Source organism: Cupriavidus sp. FW216-B1 (genome assembly GCF_058789195.1).
Window position 1 is genome coordinate 135,858 of sequence record NZ_JBYTEL010000009.1, and the last position, 14,331, is coordinate 150,188.

The 14,331-nt window shown below is 69.0% G+C and carries 16 protein-coding genes and 1 tRNA gene; 10 read left to right on the top strand and 7 right to left on the bottom strand.

Annotation, left to right across the window (positions count from 1 at the left end):
* Positions 1–373: 373 nt before the first annotated feature.
* Positions 374–449 (top strand) — tRNA-Arg (locus AC3WXD_RS19880).
* 71 nt (positions 450–520) lie between these two features.
* Here the strand turns inward: AC3WXD_RS19880 and AC3WXD_RS19885 are convergent.
* Positions 521–775: a hypothetical protein gene (locus AC3WXD_RS19885; protein WP_492324508.1), complete on the bottom strand. Its 255-nt coding sequence runs from the start codon at positions 773–775 to the stop codon at positions 521–523.
* A 48-nt stretch (positions 776–823) separates the two neighbouring features.
* Here AC3WXD_RS19885 and AC3WXD_RS19890 point away from each other — a divergent pair, with 48 nt between their 5' ends.
* Together AC3WXD_RS19890 and AC3WXD_RS19895 are read left to right on the top strand one after the other, a co-directional pair.
* On the top strand, positions 824–1,093 hold the full coding sequence (locus AC3WXD_RS19890; protein ID WP_020200425.1) for a BrnT family toxin: 270 nt from the start codon (positions 824–826) through the stop codon (positions 1,091–1,093).
* Positions 1,077–1,427 carry a BrnA antitoxin family protein gene (locus AC3WXD_RS19895; protein ID WP_020200424.1) on the top strand — a complete coding sequence of 117 codons (351 nt, stop codon included), beginning with the start codon at positions 1,077–1,079 and terminating at the stop codon, positions 1,425–1,427. Before AC3WXD_RS19890 ends, AC3WXD_RS19895 begins: the two co-directional genes overlap by 17 nt.
* Positions 1,428–1,587: 160 nt before the next feature.
* On the opposite strand, the gene AC3WXD_RS19900 is transcribed toward AC3WXD_RS19895, so the two are convergent.
* Positions 1,588–2,991 (bottom strand): aminotransferase-like domain-containing protein, encoded by a 1,404-nt coding sequence (locus tag AC3WXD_RS19900; RefSeq protein ID WP_454732353.1) that lies wholly within the window; start codon positions 2,989–2,991, stop codon positions 1,588–1,590.
* 171 nt (positions 2,992–3,162) lie between these two features.
* Between AC3WXD_RS19900 and AC3WXD_RS19905 the strand changes: the two genes are divergently transcribed.
* The 5 genes from AC3WXD_RS19905 to AC3WXD_RS19925 all read left to right on the top strand — a co-directional run bounded on the left by AC3WXD_RS19905 (position 3,163) and on the right by AC3WXD_RS19925 (position 6,635).
* Positions 3,163–3,573: a RidA family protein gene (locus AC3WXD_RS19905; protein WP_059410956.1), complete on the top strand. Its 411-nt coding sequence runs from the start codon at positions 3,163–3,165 to the stop codon at positions 3,571–3,573.
* Between the two features lie 59 nt (positions 3,574–3,632).
* A complete protein-coding gene (locus AC3WXD_RS19910; RefSeq protein ID WP_020200422.1) occupies positions 3,633–4,463 on the top strand; it encodes a transporter substrate-binding domain-containing protein in 831 nt (276 codons plus the stop codon).
* A gap of 94 nt (positions 4,464–4,557) precedes the next feature.
* A complete protein-coding gene (locus AC3WXD_RS19915; RefSeq protein WP_059410900.1) occupies positions 4,558–5,211 on the top strand; it encodes an amino acid ABC transporter permease in 654 nt (217 codons plus the stop codon).
* On the top strand, positions 5,208–5,855 hold the full coding sequence (locus tag AC3WXD_RS19920; protein WP_020200420.1) for an amino acid ABC transporter permease: 648 nt from the start codon (positions 5,208–5,210) through the stop codon (positions 5,853–5,855). Before AC3WXD_RS19915 ends, AC3WXD_RS19920 begins: the two co-directional genes overlap by 4 nt.
* Before the next feature lie 3 nt (positions 5,856–5,858).
* The gene (locus AC3WXD_RS19925; RefSeq protein WP_059410898.1) at positions 5,859–6,635 is read left to right on the top strand and encodes an amino acid ABC transporter ATP-binding protein; all 777 of its coding nucleotides are present in this window, start codon (positions 5,859–5,861) and stop codon (positions 6,633–6,635) included.
* 72 nt (positions 6,636–6,707) lie between these two features.
* Here the strand turns inward: AC3WXD_RS19925 and AC3WXD_RS19930 are convergent, their stop codons facing one another.
* From AC3WXD_RS19930 to AC3WXD_RS19950, 5 genes are read right to left on the bottom strand one after another with little or no spacing between them, the layout of a single operon-like run.
* Entirely contained in the window at positions 6,708–7,139 is a 432-nt protein-coding gene (locus AC3WXD_RS19930; protein WP_492324509.1) for an acyl-CoA thioesterase, read from the bottom strand.
* 10 nt (positions 7,140–7,149) lie between these two features.
* Entirely contained in the window at positions 7,150–8,304 is a 1,155-nt protein-coding gene (locus AC3WXD_RS19935) for an iron-containing alcohol dehydrogenase (RefSeq protein WP_492324510.1), read from the bottom strand.
* A gap of 50 nt (positions 8,305–8,354) precedes the next feature.
* Positions 8,355–9,128, bottom strand: coding sequence for a short-chain dehydrogenase/reductase (locus AC3WXD_RS19940; protein ID WP_492324511.1), 774 nt, complete (start codon positions 9,126–9,128; stop codon positions 8,355–8,357).
* Between the two features lie 5 nt (positions 9,129–9,133).
* Positions 9,134–9,967, bottom strand: a complete 834-nt coding sequence (locus AC3WXD_RS19945) for an alpha/beta fold hydrolase (protein ID WP_020200415.1) — start codon at positions 9,965–9,967, stop codon at positions 9,134–9,136.
* A gap of 25 nt (positions 9,968–9,992) precedes the next feature.
* Positions 9,993–11,687: an MFS transporter gene (locus AC3WXD_RS19950; RefSeq protein WP_052165761.1), complete on the bottom strand. Its 1,695-nt coding sequence runs from the start codon at positions 11,685–11,687 to the stop codon at positions 9,993–9,995.
* A gap of 201 nt (positions 11,688–11,888) precedes the next feature.
* Here AC3WXD_RS19950 and AC3WXD_RS19955 point away from each other — a divergent pair, with 201 nt between their 5' ends.
* Both AC3WXD_RS19955 and AC3WXD_RS19960 read left to right on the top strand, forming a co-directional pair.
* Positions 11,889–12,902, top strand: a complete 1,014-nt coding sequence (locus AC3WXD_RS19955) for a LysR substrate-binding domain-containing protein (protein WP_059410894.1) — start codon at positions 11,889–11,891, stop codon at positions 12,900–12,902.
* A 126-nt stretch (positions 12,903–13,028) separates the two neighbouring features.
* A complete protein-coding gene (locus AC3WXD_RS19960) occupies positions 13,029–14,324 on the top strand; it encodes a CaiB/BaiF CoA transferase family protein (protein WP_020200412.1) in 1,296 nt (431 codons plus the stop codon).
* The last annotated feature ends 7 nt before the right edge of the window (positions 14,325–14,331 follow it).

Genomic DNA, 14,331 nt, shown 5'->3' on the forward strand with positions numbered 1-14,331 from the left:
CTCTCGATTTTGCAGGAAACCCGTAGCAGCTCGCGATCGGCTGCCTTGTCAGGCCGCTTGCCCGGTGACCGAACCTCCCGGCCAGTGGCGCGCATCGGACCGTTATCCATTCCCTGTCAGCCCTGAAGCGCGCCGGCAGGCGGAGCCAGCCTGCGCCGTCCCTGACTCCATGTGGACGCCGCGTAGCCCCGTTTTTACACAAATAACTGGCGATTATATCCGCAAAGACCTGCAGAATCGAGGCAAAAGCGGCTTGAGAGAAACGTAGCCGCGCCACCGAAAAGGCGCCGGCAATGGACGCTGCGAGGCAAACGCTGTATGCTATGCGACTTTCCGGCGGCGCCATTCGCGCGCTGCCAGCGTCATACCCTCCGCGCCCGTAGCTCAATGGATAGAGTACTGCCCTCCGAAGGCAGGGGTTGCTGGTTCGATCCCAGCCGGGCGCACCAATTATCACAACGGTTTCCAGCATTTTCCCGTTCTGCCCTGGCGCTCGGCTGCGGCTGAATTTCGACCAGTTTCAGCGCTGCTTATTCACTGCGCCAAGTGACAGCTGCGCATGGCGTTGCGCCATCTCCATCGTTTTCCAGCCTCCTGATTCCCGGGGTACCTGCGGCGACTTGCCGCACCATATATGCGAGTTTGCGCAGATATGCCGCAGGTCATGCCAGCGCAACTTCGGCGATGCGGCGAAGGCGGTGGAGGTCTTCGCGCACAGCGGGGTGAAACCGCCGCAGGACCGGCCGACATGCCCGGCATCAGCGATATTTTGCATAGGCAAAAAATCCTCGCGTGCTGGATTTGATGCCACTACAATAATTGCATGCGAATTGAATTCGACTCCGCCAAAGACGAGATCAACCGGGCCAAGCACGGCATGTCGCTGGCGGAGGCCGAATCATTCGAGATGGACACGGCCACGGTGCAGGACGATGATCGCTTCCCCTACGGCGAGGCGCGCTTTATCGCCACCGGCCTGATTGGCGAACGTGTTCATGTGCTGGTGTTCACGATGCGGGGCGAGGCGATGCGCGTCATCAGCCTGCGCAAAGCCAACCGCCGCGAGGTACTGAAATATGTCGACGAAGCGTAAGATCCACATCCCCGCCGATGACGAAGACCGCGCCCTGACCCGGGCCGCGGAGTCGGACCGGGACAACCCGCCGCTCACGGATGCGCAACTGGCGCGGATGCGCCCGGCGCGCGAGGCGCTGCCCGAGCTGGTCGGCGAGACGGCGGCCAAGGCGCTGCTCAAGCCACGCGGCCGGCCGGCATTGCCTGCGGACCAGCGCAAAGTGACGCTCAACATGCGGGCCGACCGCGATGTGGTGGAAGCCTTCAAGGCGACCGGCGACGGCTGGCAGACGCGCATCAACGATGCGCTGCGCGCCTACGCGAAGTCCCATCGGATGCTGCCGCGAGGCTGACTGGCCGCGTTCCTGCCGGCCGATTCCCGTAGCGGCGCCCCGGGCCGGCTGCATGCCTTCCCGGGCACCCGGGGGGCGAACCGTACTGTGCCCGGACTGGGCTTCCCCCGGCGTGAGGTCAAGACTCCGCCTTTCGACGAGGTTCCCGGCGCCCCCCACGCTACAACAACCCAGACAACCCCATCAGCGCCCGCCGCAGCGTTTCCTGATCCGGCGCCGCGTTGTGGCATACCCGCACCAGCGCGCCGCCCGTCATCGGTGTGCCTTCGAAGACGTCATACGGGGTCACGCCGATGCCCGCGCTTTCGGCCGCCCGCGCGAAGGTCTGGCCGGTCCAGTGCGTGCCGACGCGCAGCCCGAAGTAGAACGCGCCCGGACGGGTCACTACCGCGGAGGCGGGCAGGCATGACGCGACGATGGCTTGCCGGGCGTGGGTTTCGCGCCGTATCTCGTCGACGATGCGATCCATGTTGTCGGCGGCAAGGACGTTCATCGCCACGGCGGCGTTCAGCGGCGATGCCATGAGCGTCGTGGCGCGCAGCGCGACGCCAAGCGCGCGCACGTGCTCGGCGGGCGCCGCGACGAAGCCGATGCGCAGGCCGGGGCCGACCAGCTTGGACAGGCCGGTGACGTACACCGTGCGCTCGGGCGCGTAGCTGGCCAGCGGCAGTTCGGGGTCGTTCGGCATCCAGCCATAGACGTCGTCCTCGACGATGACGATATCGCGCCGGCGGCAGACCTCGGCGATGTCCCGGCGGCGCGCCGCGCTCATGGTGGCGGTGGTGGGGTTGTGCAGCGTCGGGCAGCAGAACAGGACCCTGGCGCCGGAGCGCTGGATGGCGGTGTCGAGCGCGTCGGGCAGCAGCCCTTCGGCATCCATGCGCACGCCGACGAGCGAGCGTCCCAGCATCGTCGCCGCGGACTTCAGCCCGTAGTAGGTCAGTTCCTCGGTGAGCACGATGTCGCCGGGGCGCGTGAGCGCGCCCAGCGAGAGCAGCAGTCCGTGCTGCGCGCCGCACGTGACGATGACGTTGTCCGCGGTCGCGAAGACGCCGCGCCTGTCGAGCCACGCGGCGGCGGCCGTCCGATGCTGCGCGTAACCCGCGTCGACCTGCGTGGCCAGCATGCGCTGCGCATCGTGCGGCAGCAGCGTCGACAGCACCGCATGCGCGCCGGCCATGCCGGGCGCGTGCTCGGGAAAGTTGTGCGAGAGATCGATGAAGCCGTGCGGCTGCGAATGATCCCACAGCGACGCGGGCGCGTCGGTGGAGGAGGGCAGCGTGAGATAGGTGCCGCGCCCGACTTCGCCCTTGATGAATCCCATGCTGCGCAGCTCGTCGAAGGCGCGCGTCACGGTGCCGAGATTCAGTCCGAGCAGCCGCGCGAATTCGCGCTGCGGCGGCAGGCGGTCGCCGGCCTTGAGGGCGCCCGTCGTCAGGGCATTGCGCACGCCTTGCGCGATCGCGAGGTAGCGCGGGCCGCGCGCGATGCCGATGGCCACCATCCACGGCGGCCGGTGTCCGGGAGCCGGCTTCGAATTGTACCAATCATTGTTCTGATCCATGCGAATCCTCCCAAAAAATCAGCACAAATCGCACTGATCTTGTGCGCACATTTTTTGTGTCACACACAATTTGTACGACATCAAGCTGCGATTTTAATACAAATTGTACTGATCCCCGGCTGGCACACGCGTTGCGATACAGGCTGTCGTTTCCAATCACGAAGCATGCCGATGTCCGATAGCCGAATTACCTGTCACATGATCGCCGGCGGGCCGACGCCGGTCGCCCCCTTCAGCCACGCCACCGAGAGCGACGGCCTGGTCTTCGTGACGGGCCAGATGCCCGACCGGCCGGGCGCGCCCGGCGTCCTGCCCGAAGGCATCGAGGCGCAGACGCGCAACGTCATGGCCAACCTGCGCGTGGTGCTGGCCGGGCTGGGGCTGACCTTCGCGGACGTGCTCGTGGCGCGCGCCTACCTGACGCGCTTCAAGGAGGACTACGCGGCCTTCAACGAGACCTACCGGACCTTCTTCGAACCGGGGCGCCTGCCCGCGCGCACCTGTGTCGGCGTGACCGGGCTCGCATACGACGCCCTGGTGGAAATCGATTTCGTCTGCCGCCGCCCGGCGGCGGCGCTTTGACCCTGATCCCCGATCCCCGATCCCTGATGGCTGTTCAACTCTGATTGCAAGGAAAGACCATGACGTTCAAACATTGGCTCGCAGCGGCTGCCACGGCGTGCGCCGCACTGACTGTCGGAACCGGCGCCGCGCACGCGGCCACGCTGGAGCAGATCCAGGCGAAGGGCGTGATGACCGTCGCGACCGAAGACGACTACCGGCCTTTCGAGTACGTGGAGGACGGCAAGCCGCTCGGGCTCGATCACGCGCTGCTCGAACAACTGCGCAAGTCCGCGGGATTCAAGATCGAGCAGAACATCATGCCGTGGTCGGGTCTGCTCCCCGGCGTGACGACCGGCAAGTACGACGTCGCGCTGACCGCGGTCGTCGTCACCCCGGAGCGCGCCAAGAGCCTCGACTTCGCCATGCCGATCGCCGAGGCGACGCAGTATTACGTGGTGCGCGCGCAGGAAACCCGCATCAAGTCCGTGGCCGACCTGGCCGGCAAGACCGTGGGCGTGCAGGCCGGCGGCGGCTCGTTCGCCGCGCTCGACAATCTGCGCAAGCTGCTGGCGGCCAGCGGCGGCAGCCTGGGCAAGGTCGTGCAGTACGCCTCGTTCCCCGAGGCCTACCAGGACCTGGCCAATGGCCGGGTCGACTACGTCATCAACGGCGCGCCGAACCTGGCCAGCCTGATCAAGGAGCATCCGGACCGCTTCAAGCTGGGCTCCGCGGTGGGCACGCCCACCTACGCCGCATGGGCGGTCACCAAGGGCAACACCACGCTGCTGAACTATCTCAACCAGTTCCTCGCCAAGGCACGCGCGGACGGCTCCCTGTACGCGCTGCAGCGCAAATGGCTCGGCATGACCTTCGAGTCGCTGCCGGTCTCGCCGCTGGCCGGGCAATAACGCGACATGCGGGCGACATGCGGGCGGCATGCGAGTGGCATGCCGGTGACTCGCGCGGCCGCCGGCCGCGCCGCCCGGGCATGCCGAGGACGCCATGACGACGACATCCCTACTCACCTTGCTGCAGGGCGCTGGCACCACGCTGCTGCTGGCGCTCATCGCAATCGCCGCCGGCATCCCGCTGGGACTGATGCTGGCGCTGCTGCGGTGGCGCCGGCTGCCCGTCATCGACGGGCTGATTGCCGGCTACGTCAGCCTGATGCGTCCCACGCCGGTGGTGACGCTCTGCCTGCTGGTGTTCTTCCTGCTTCCCGCGGTCGGGCTGGAGCTGCCGCCGATGGCCGCGGCGGCGCTGACATTGGGCCTGAACACCACCGCGTTCAACTGCGAGATCTGGCGCGCGGCGCTGGCCACGATTCCCCGTGACCAGCTCGAGGCGGCGGCGGCCTTCGGCTTCTCGCGCGGGCAGAGCTTCAGGCGCATCGTGCTGCCGCAGCTGTGGCGCGTGAGCCTGGGGCCGCTGGTGAGCGAGATGACCCTGCTGCTGAAGATCACGCCGGCCGTGTCCGTCATCGGCATCGTGGACATCACGCGCGCGGCCAGCCGCATCGGCGCCCAGACCTACGATCCGCTGCCGCCGTTCCTGGCGGCCACCGTGCTCTACACCGTGATCATCGCGCTCCTGGTGCAACTGCAGCGCGTGCTGGAGCGCCGCGTGGACCAACGTTACGGATATGCCGGCTCATGAATAGCCTGAACGCCATCTGGGAGACGCGCGACGTCTTCCTGTCGGGAGCCGGCGTATCGCTGCTGCTCGTGGGGCTGTGCCTGGCCATCAGCCTGCCGCTGGCCACGCTGGCGCACGTCGCGCTGCAGGAGAGCGCGGCCGGCTTCGCGCGCGCCGCGCGGCTGCTGCTCGACGTCATGCGGTGCGTGCCGTTCCTGCTGCTTGCCTACGTGGTCTATTACGGGCTGCCCGCGGTCGGAATCCGCCCGGAAGCATTCTGGGCGGGGCTGTCTTCGCTGGTGGTCTACCACACCGCCTACTTCATCGAGATCCTGCGCTCGGCCGCGCTCTGCGTTCCACAAGACACGCTGGTCGCGGCGGACGCGTTCGGCTTCCCGCGCTACAAGCGCTACACGCGCATCGTCTTTCCGCAACTGTTCGCGATCGCCGCGCCGGTCCTGGTCAACCAGTCGGTGATGGTCATCAAGGACAGCGCGCTGCTGATGATCATCACGGTGCAGGAAATCACCTTCGCGGCCAACTTCGTCAGCGCCAACTATTTCTCGCCCTTCGCCCCGTTCCTGTTCGCGATGCTGCTGTACTGGCTGATGTCGCTGCTGACCGACCGGCTGGTGGGCCGGCTGGGCAAACTCCGTATGAGGTGATTCATGGAAGACAGCGTACCCGCGGCCATCGCGGTGCGAGGATTGTGCAAGGACTACGACGGGGTCGAGATCCTGCGCGACATCAGTTTCGATGTGCCCAAGGGCACGACGACCTGCCTGCTGGGCCCGAGCGGCTCGGGCAAGTCTACGCTGCTGCGTTGCGTCAACTGGCTGGAAGTGCCGGGGCGCGGCACGATCCGCGTGGGCGGCGCGCCGATGGGGCGCACCGGCGAGGGGGCGGCGTCGCGGCCGCTGTCCCGCAAGGAACTGGCTGCCGCCCGCGGCCGCATCGGCACCGTGTTCCAGAACTTCGCGCTGTGGCCGCACATGACCGTGCTCGGCAACGTGATGGAGGCCCCGGTCCACGTGCACGGCCGGCCGCGCGCCGAGGTGCGGGCCGAGGCGCTGGCCTTGCTGGAGACGGTCGGCCTGGCCAGCAAGGCGGAGGCCTATCCGCATCAACTGTCGGGCGGGCAGAAGCAGCGCGTCGCGATTGCCCGCGCGCTGGCCATTCGCCCCGAGGTGCTGCTGTTCGACGAGCCCACCAGCGCGCTCGATCCCGAAATGGTCGGCGAGGTGCTCGGCGTCATGCGCGACCTCGCCGCCCGGGGGCTGACCATGCTGGTGGTCACGCACGAAATGGGATTCGCGCGCGACGTGGCCAACGAGGTGATCTTTCTCGACGGCGGCAAGCTGGTGGAGACCGGGCGCCCCGAGGATTTCTTCGGGCATCCGAAAACCGAGCGCGCGCAGAAATTCCTCGCGCGGTTCAATCGTTGAGCCCGCGGCGGGAATGACACCGGCGGCCGGCGCGGCCGGGCGCGCTTTCCGCTTTCCCCGCTTTCCCCGCTTTCAGCGCGGCCACCGCAGCGCGTCGAGCAGCGCCCGCGTTTGCTCGGGCACCGCCACCGGCCGGCCCGTTGCGCGATCCACGTAGACGTGGACGAAATGCCCCGCCGCGCAGACGCGCTCGTCCCCCTCGCGGAAGATGGCGACCTCGTAGCGCACGCTCGACGTGCCGATGCGGCTGACCCGGATCCCCACTTCCAGCGCGTCCGGAAACGCGATCGAGCGGAAGTACGCGCAGCCGGTCTCGGCCACCAGGCCGACGATCTTGTCCGCGTGGATGTCGAGCGCGCCGCTGTCGATCAGGTACTTGTTGACCGCCGTGTCGAAGTAGCTGTAGTAGGTCACGTTGTTGACGTGGCCGTAGGCGTCGTTGTCCATCCAGCGGGTGGTGACGGGGGTGAGGCGCGGGAAATTCTCCCGGACTTCGTCGCGCATGGCGGTCTCTTCAGAAGGCGGCTTCGTACAGGCGCAGCGCGTCGTCGTGCGTGACGTCGCGCGGGTTGTTGACCAGCAGGCGCTGCTGCTTCATCGCGTCGCCGGCGAGTCGGGGCAGGGCGTCCCGGGGGATGCCGGCGGCGCGCAGCGACTGCGCGTAGGGCATCCCGGCGGTGATGTCGGTGATGGCCTGCACGAAGCGTTCGGCGGCTTCGGCGTCGGGCGCGGTGGCCAGCGCCGGCAGGATGGCGCGGCCCAGCGCGGCGTACTCGGCGGTGGCGTGGGAGAGGTTGAAGCGCAGGACCGCTGTGAGCATCAGCGAATTGCTCAGGCCGTGCGGCAGGTGATAGTGGCCGCCGAGCGGATAGGCCAGCGCGTGCACGGCGGCCACCGGCGCGTTGGCGAAGGCCATGCCGGCGAGCATGGAGCCCAGCAGCATGCGTTCGCGCGCGTCCGCGCCGGCAGCCTCGCCCACCACCTCGCGCAGGTTGCCGTACAGCAGCTGCAGCGCCTTGACCGCGAGCGCGTCGGAGATGGCGTTCTTCTTGTGGCGGCTGGTGAACGCTTCGATCGCGTGCACCATCGCGTCGACGCCGGTCATGGCCGTGACCGCGGGCGGCACGCCGAGCGTGAGCAGGCTGTCGAGCACGGCCGCGTCGGGCAGCAGCAGCGGCGTGACCACGCCTTTCTTTTCCGAGGTGGGCGTGGTGACGATCGAGATCGGCGTGACTTCGGAGCCGGTGCCGGCCGTGGTCGGCACCTGGATCAGCGGCAGGCGCGGCCCGGCGGCGAGGCCGATGCCGTAGATCGCGCCGAGCTGCTGCGGCGTGCGCGCCAGCAGCGCCACCAGCTTGGCGGTGTCCATCGAGCTGCCGCCGCCGAAGCCGATCACCATGTCGGCGCCGGCGGCGCGCGCGGCCTCGGCCGCCTGCAGCACGACGGCCTCGGGCGGGTCGGCCTGCACGTCGGAGAAGACCGTGGCCTGGATGTCGGCGCGCCGCAGCGCGGCGAGCGGCCCGGTTGCGATGCCGGCGTCGAGCACGCCGCGGTCGGTGACGAAGAAGACGTGCTGCGCGCCGAACGATTGCGCGAGCTCGTGCAGGCGCAGGGCCGCGCCCTGCGCGCAGACGATCTGCGGCGCGGTCTGGAAGACAAAACTGCTCATGGGTCGACTCCGGATGCGGGATTGTGTGGCGTGGCGGCTCGGCTGCCCGTTCAGGCGCTCATGTACTGCGCGCCGCCGTCGGCATCGATGACGACGCCGCTCAGGTAGGAGGCGCGGTCCGAGGCTAGGTAGATCACCAGGTCGGCGATCTCCTCGGGCCGCGCGGCGCGCCCGAACGGCAGGTGCCCCAGCATTTCCTCCCAGCGCGATTCGTCGCCGAACTTCTGCAGCGCGCGCGCCTTGTAGAGCTTGACCAGCCGGTCGGTCTCGGTGGGCCCCGGGTTGACGCCGAGCACGCGCACGCCGCGCGTGGTGGCGTGCGCGCCGACCGCGCGCGTGAAGGTGGACAGCGCGGCATTGCCGGCCGCGCCGCACAGGTAGTCGTAGCGCGGCATTTCCGCCGCGATGCCGATCACGTTGACGATGACGCCCGCGCCGCGCGCCATCATTTCCGGCAGCGCCAGGCGCGTGGTGTCGATGTAGCCGTGCACCTTGAGGTCCCACGCGCTGCGCCACTGCTCGTCGCTCAGCGCGGTCAGCCCGCCGCCGGGAATGGCGCCGGCGTTGTTGACGAGGATGTCCAGGCCGCGCAGCCGTTCGGCCAGCGCCTGGCGCTCGTGCGCGCGCGACAGGTCGGCGCACACCGCCTGCACTTCGATGCCCTCGCCGCGCAGCAAGCGCTGCGCCATGTCGGCGGAGGCCTGCGTGCTGCCCGCGATGGTGACGTGCGCGCCTTCGCCGGCGAAGGCCCTGGCGCAGGCCAGCCCGATGCCGCGCGTGCCGCCGGTGACGAGCACCGATTTTCCGTTGAGATGCAGGTCCATTTCCGTTACTCCTGGCGCTCGCGGTCGACCGCCGCGATGAAGTCGAACACCACCCGGTTGAAGGCCTCGGGCTCCTCGAGATTGACCGCGTGCGTGGTGCGCGGCACGATCCACAGGCGCGCGTCGGGAATCGTGCGCTTCATGAACAGGGACGGCGCGATGCACGGCTCGTCGTCGTCGCCGGTGACGATCAGCGTGGGGACGTCGAGCTGCGCCATGCGCTCGCCGAGCTCGTAGATGGTGGGCCGGCGCATCTGGCAGCCGCGCGTGGTCAGCGACGAGCCCAGCGCCGAATGCTCGGCGAACTGGCGGTTGAAGCTGGCGAAGCCGCGCGGGTCCTTCTCCTTGAAGCGGCGCCGGATGGTGCTGTTGGCGTAGTGCACGATGCCTTCTTCCATGCCCAGGCCGACCAGCCGCTCGGCCAGCTCGCCGCTGTCGCGCAGGAACTGCGCGTGGCGCTCGGGATCGGAGCCGTGGCCGGCGCCGACGATGGTGAGCGAGCGCGCCATGCCGGGATGGGTCAGGCCGAAATTGAGCGTCGCGTAGCCGCCCATCGACACGCCGACGATGTGCGCGTTCTCCACGCCGGCCCAGCGCAGCACGCTGGCGATGTCCTCGACCGCGAGCGCCTGGCTGTATTGCGCCACGTCGCCGGGCACCTCGGACGGCGGATAGCCGCGCGCGTTGAACGTGACGCAGCGGAAGTGCCGGCCGAAGAAGCGGACCTGGTCGTCCCAGTTGCGGTAGTCGCCGGCGAACTCGTGGACGAACACGATCGGCGTGCCGGTGCCGGTGGACTCGACGTAGAGCCTGGCGCCGCTGGATTGTGCAAACTGCATGATGGCCTCGATGTAAGGGCCGGCGTCAGCGCGCCGCGCGCTGCTCGCCCGCCGAATAGATGTTGACACCCTTGCTTTCCCGCACGAACACCGCGCAGATGACGAAGCATGCCACGGCCAGCGCAACCGGGTACCAGAGGCCCGCGTAGATGTCGCCGACCGCGGCGGAAATCGCGAAGGTGGTGGCCGGCAGGAAGCCGCCGAACCAGCCGATGCCGATGTGGTACGGCAGCGACATCGCGGTGTAGCGGATGCGCGACGGGAACAGCTCCACCAGCATCGCCGCGATCGGGCCGTAGGTCATGGTGCCGAACAGCATCAGCGTGATCAGCACCAGCACCGTCATCGGCTTGTTGATCTGGGCCGGGTCGGCCGGGCCGACGTGGTAGCCGTTCGCGCTGAGCGCCGCGCCGACCGCGGCGTTGAGCGCCTTGGTGCGGGCCGCGGCGTCCGGGCCGCCGCCCTCGAAGCTCTCGATGGTGGTGCGGCCCACCACGATGCGCGCGGGCTGCCCGGCCGGCAGCGTCTCGGACATGTAGTTGAGCCCGGCCTTGGCGATGGCGGCGCGGGCGATGTCGCACGAGCTCTTGAACTCCGAGGTGCCGGCCGGGTTGAACTGGAAGCTGCACTGCGCCGGGTCGGCCTGCACCGCGATCGGCGCCGACTGCTGCGAGCGCTCCAGCGCCGGGTTGGCGTAGTGGGTCAGCGCCTTGAACAGCGGGAAGAAGAACAGCGCCGCCAGCAGGCAGCCGGCCAGGAACACCGGCTTGCGCCCGATGTGGTCCGACAGCTTGCCGAAGATCACGTAGAACGGCGTGGTCACGATGGTGGCGACGATGATGAGCAGGTTGGCGGTGCCGCCGTCCACCTTCAGCGTCTGGGTGAGGAAGAACATGGTGTAGAACTGGCTGGCGTACCAGACCACCGCCTGCCCCATGACGATGCCGAACAGCGCCAGCAGCACCAGCCGCAGGTTGCGCCACTGCCCGAACGCCTCGGAGATCGGCGCCTTGGAGGTGGTGCCCTCGCGCTTCATGTGCTCGAACTCCGGCGACTCGTGCAGCTTCATGCGGATGCGCAGCGACACCAGCAACAGCAGCAGCGAGACCAGGAACGGCACGCGCCAGCCCCACGCCGTGAAGCTTTCCTCGCCGAGGAAATAGCGCGTGGGCAGGATGACGGCCAGCGACAGCAGCAGCCCCAGCGCGGCGGTGGCCTGGATCCACGCGGTCTTGCCGCCGCGCTCGTGGTTGCCCGCGTGCTCGGCCACGTACACCACGGCGCCGCCGTACTCGCCGCCGAGCGCCAGGCCCTGCAGCATGCGCATGGCGACGAACAGGATCGGCGCGGCGATGCCGATGCTGCCGTAGCCCGGCAGCAGCCCGATGGCGAAGGTGGCCACGCCCATCAGCGCGATGGTCATCATGAAGGTGTACTTGCGCCCGACGAGGTCGCCGACGCGCCCGAACACCAGCGCGCCGAACGGGCGCACCGCGAAGCCCGCGGCGAAGCTCAGCAGCGTGAAGATGAACGCCGCGGTCGGGTTGACGCCGGAAAAGATGTTGGCCGAGATCTGCACCGCGAGGGAGCCGGCCAGGAAGAAGTCGTACCACTCGAACATGGTCCCGAGGGACGAGGCCAGGATCACGCGCCGCTGCGAGCCTCCCGGGGCGAGCAGGGGCGGCGCCGCGGCGAGGGCGCTATCCAGTCTTGCAGTCATCGTTTGTCTCCGTCGAATATCGGCCGGCCGCGCGCTCGCGCCGGGCGTCGCCTCTTTGGCAAGGCTCCCTTTTTGTGGCATCAAGTATAGGGAGGACTTCAATCGAGTAAAAATATTGAATCGGTATTGCTCCATCGCTTATTCTTATCGAATGCCCCGCCGCCGGCGGGCGCGGCGGCGGATCGGGAGGGCAAGCGCGGGATGGAATTCAAGCAGTTGAAATACTTCGTCAAGATCGCCGAGCTGGGCAACATGACGCGCGCCTCCGAGGTGCTGTGCATCGCCCAGCCCGCGCTGAGCCAGCAGATCGCCAACCTGGAGGCGGAGTTCGGCACGCGGCTGCTCGACCGCGGCGTCTACGGCGCGCGCCTGACCAGCCCCGGCGAAGTGCTGTACGGCTACGCCAAGTCGCTGCTGCGGCAGCAGGAAGACGTGCGCCAGGCGGTGTCGCAGGAGGCGCTGCATCCGACCGGCCGCACCGCCATCGGCATTCCCGGCAGCACCGGCAAGATGCTGGCCGAGCCGCTGCTGCGCGAGATCCTCGCCAACGGCGCGATCCTGCTGGAGATCGTGGAGCGGCCCAGCGCGGAGCTGGTCGACCTCGTCGCCGCCGGCAAGCTGGACATCGCCGTCACCGTGGACGCCCAGCCCCGGCGCGGCGCGCAGATCACGCCGCTGTTCACCGAGGCGCTCTACGCCGTGCTGCCGCAGGCCGCCGCCGGCGAGCGGCAGGCGCTCAAGCTCCGGGAGCTCGCCGACAGCCCGCTGATCCTGCCGAGCGCGCCGAGCACGATCCGCCAGCGCGTGGACGCCGCGCTGCTGCAGAAGCGCCTGAAGTACCGCCTGGTCAGCGAGATCAGCGCCACCGACATGCTGATCCGCCTGGTCGCGGCCGACCTGGGCTGGACCGTGCTGCCGTGGTCGGCGCTGTCGGACGAGGTGTCGCGCCAGACGCGCATCGCCACGCTGCCGATCTCCGGCTACCGGCTGGACCGCGAGATCTCGCTGTGCGTGTCGGACGTGCTGCCGCTGAGCCGCGCGGCCGAGGTGGTGCGCGCCACCGTGATCGCCATCGTGGGCCGGCTGCTGGCCTCGGGCGCGTGGAAGGGCACGCAGGCGCTGCCGGGCTCGCCGCTGACGGCGCGTCCGCCGGCACCGCGCTCATCGGCGGCGGATGCGCCGGCAGCGGATTCGCCGTCGGCGCATCCATCGTAATTTCCTATCGACCCATCCACATTCCATATTTTTTTGCGAGCGACGGCGTTCTTATACTGGTGCGTACCAGAGGCCGCCGGCATCCGTGCCCGAGCCGGCCATCGCAAATGAACGAGGAAGGTGGAGATGAACGAAGCGAACCACGCGCACGCGGCGGACCACGCCGGCGAGGCGTTCGAGCAGCCGCTGCGGGGCGTCAAGGTCCTTGAGCTGTCCCAGATCATGGCGGGGCCGACCTGCGGGCTGATGCTGGCGGACATGGGCGCCGAGGTCTACAAGGTCGAGAAATTCCCGGGCGGCGACGACGCGCGCAACTACCGCCGCGAAGGCGACAGCGGCCTGCCGCCCTCGTTCATGATGCTCAACCGCGGCAAGCGCTCGATCGGCATCAACGTCAAGTCCGAGCAAGGCAAGGCCGCGCTGCTGCGCATGGTGGCGCAGGCCGACGTGCTCACCGAGAACTTCCGGCTGGGCGTGATGGAGCGCCTCGGGCTCGGCTACGAGGTGCTGCGCGAAGTGAATCCGGCGCTGATCTACTGCTCCATCACCGGCTACGGCCGCGAGGGCCCGCTCGCCAAGAAGGGCGGCTTCGACCTGATCCTGCAGGCGTTCAGCGGCCTCATCAGCGTCACCGGCGAGGACGGCGGCGAGCCGGTCAAGCCCGGCGTCTCCATCGCCGACGTCAACGCCGGCGTGCTGGCGGCGGTCGGCATCCTCGCCGCCTACATCCACCGCCTGCGCACCGGCAAGGGCCAGCGCGTGGACACCTCGCTGCTGCAGGCGTCGATGCAGCAGCTCTACTGGTACGCCGCCGGCTATTTCTCGCGCGGCATCGTCCCCAAGCCGTCGGGCACCGCGCATCCGCTGATCGCGCCGTACCAGGTCTACCGCTGCCAGGACGGGCGCGTCGCCATCGGCGGCGCCAACCAGGCCAACTGGGAGCGCATCGCCGACATCCTCGGCCACCCCGAATGGAAGGACGACGCGCGCTTCGACACGCCCGACCTGCGCCTGGCCAACCGCAAGACGCTCGCCACGCTGATCGAGGCCGTGCTTGCCACCGGGACGCTCGCCACCTGGCTCGAGCGCTTCGACGCCGCCGCCATTCCCGCCGGCCCGGTGCAGGACGTCGGGCAGGCGCTCGAGCACGAGCAGTCGCGCGCGGTGCGCATGGTGGTGGACGTGGACGCGCCCGATGGCGGCACCACGCGCGCGCTCGGCCTGCCGATCCTGTTCAACGGCACCACGAACATCGCCGCCGGCGCGCCGCCGCGCGTGGGCCAGGACACCGCGGCGGTGCTGCGCGACTTCCATTTCTCCGACGCGGAGATCGCGCGGCTGGTGGCCAGCGGCGCGGTGTTCCAGGCAGGCGAGCCCGCCCCCGCCGGCGCGCCCTCGCCGGCCGAGGCGGCAGCCCTTTGACGACGAC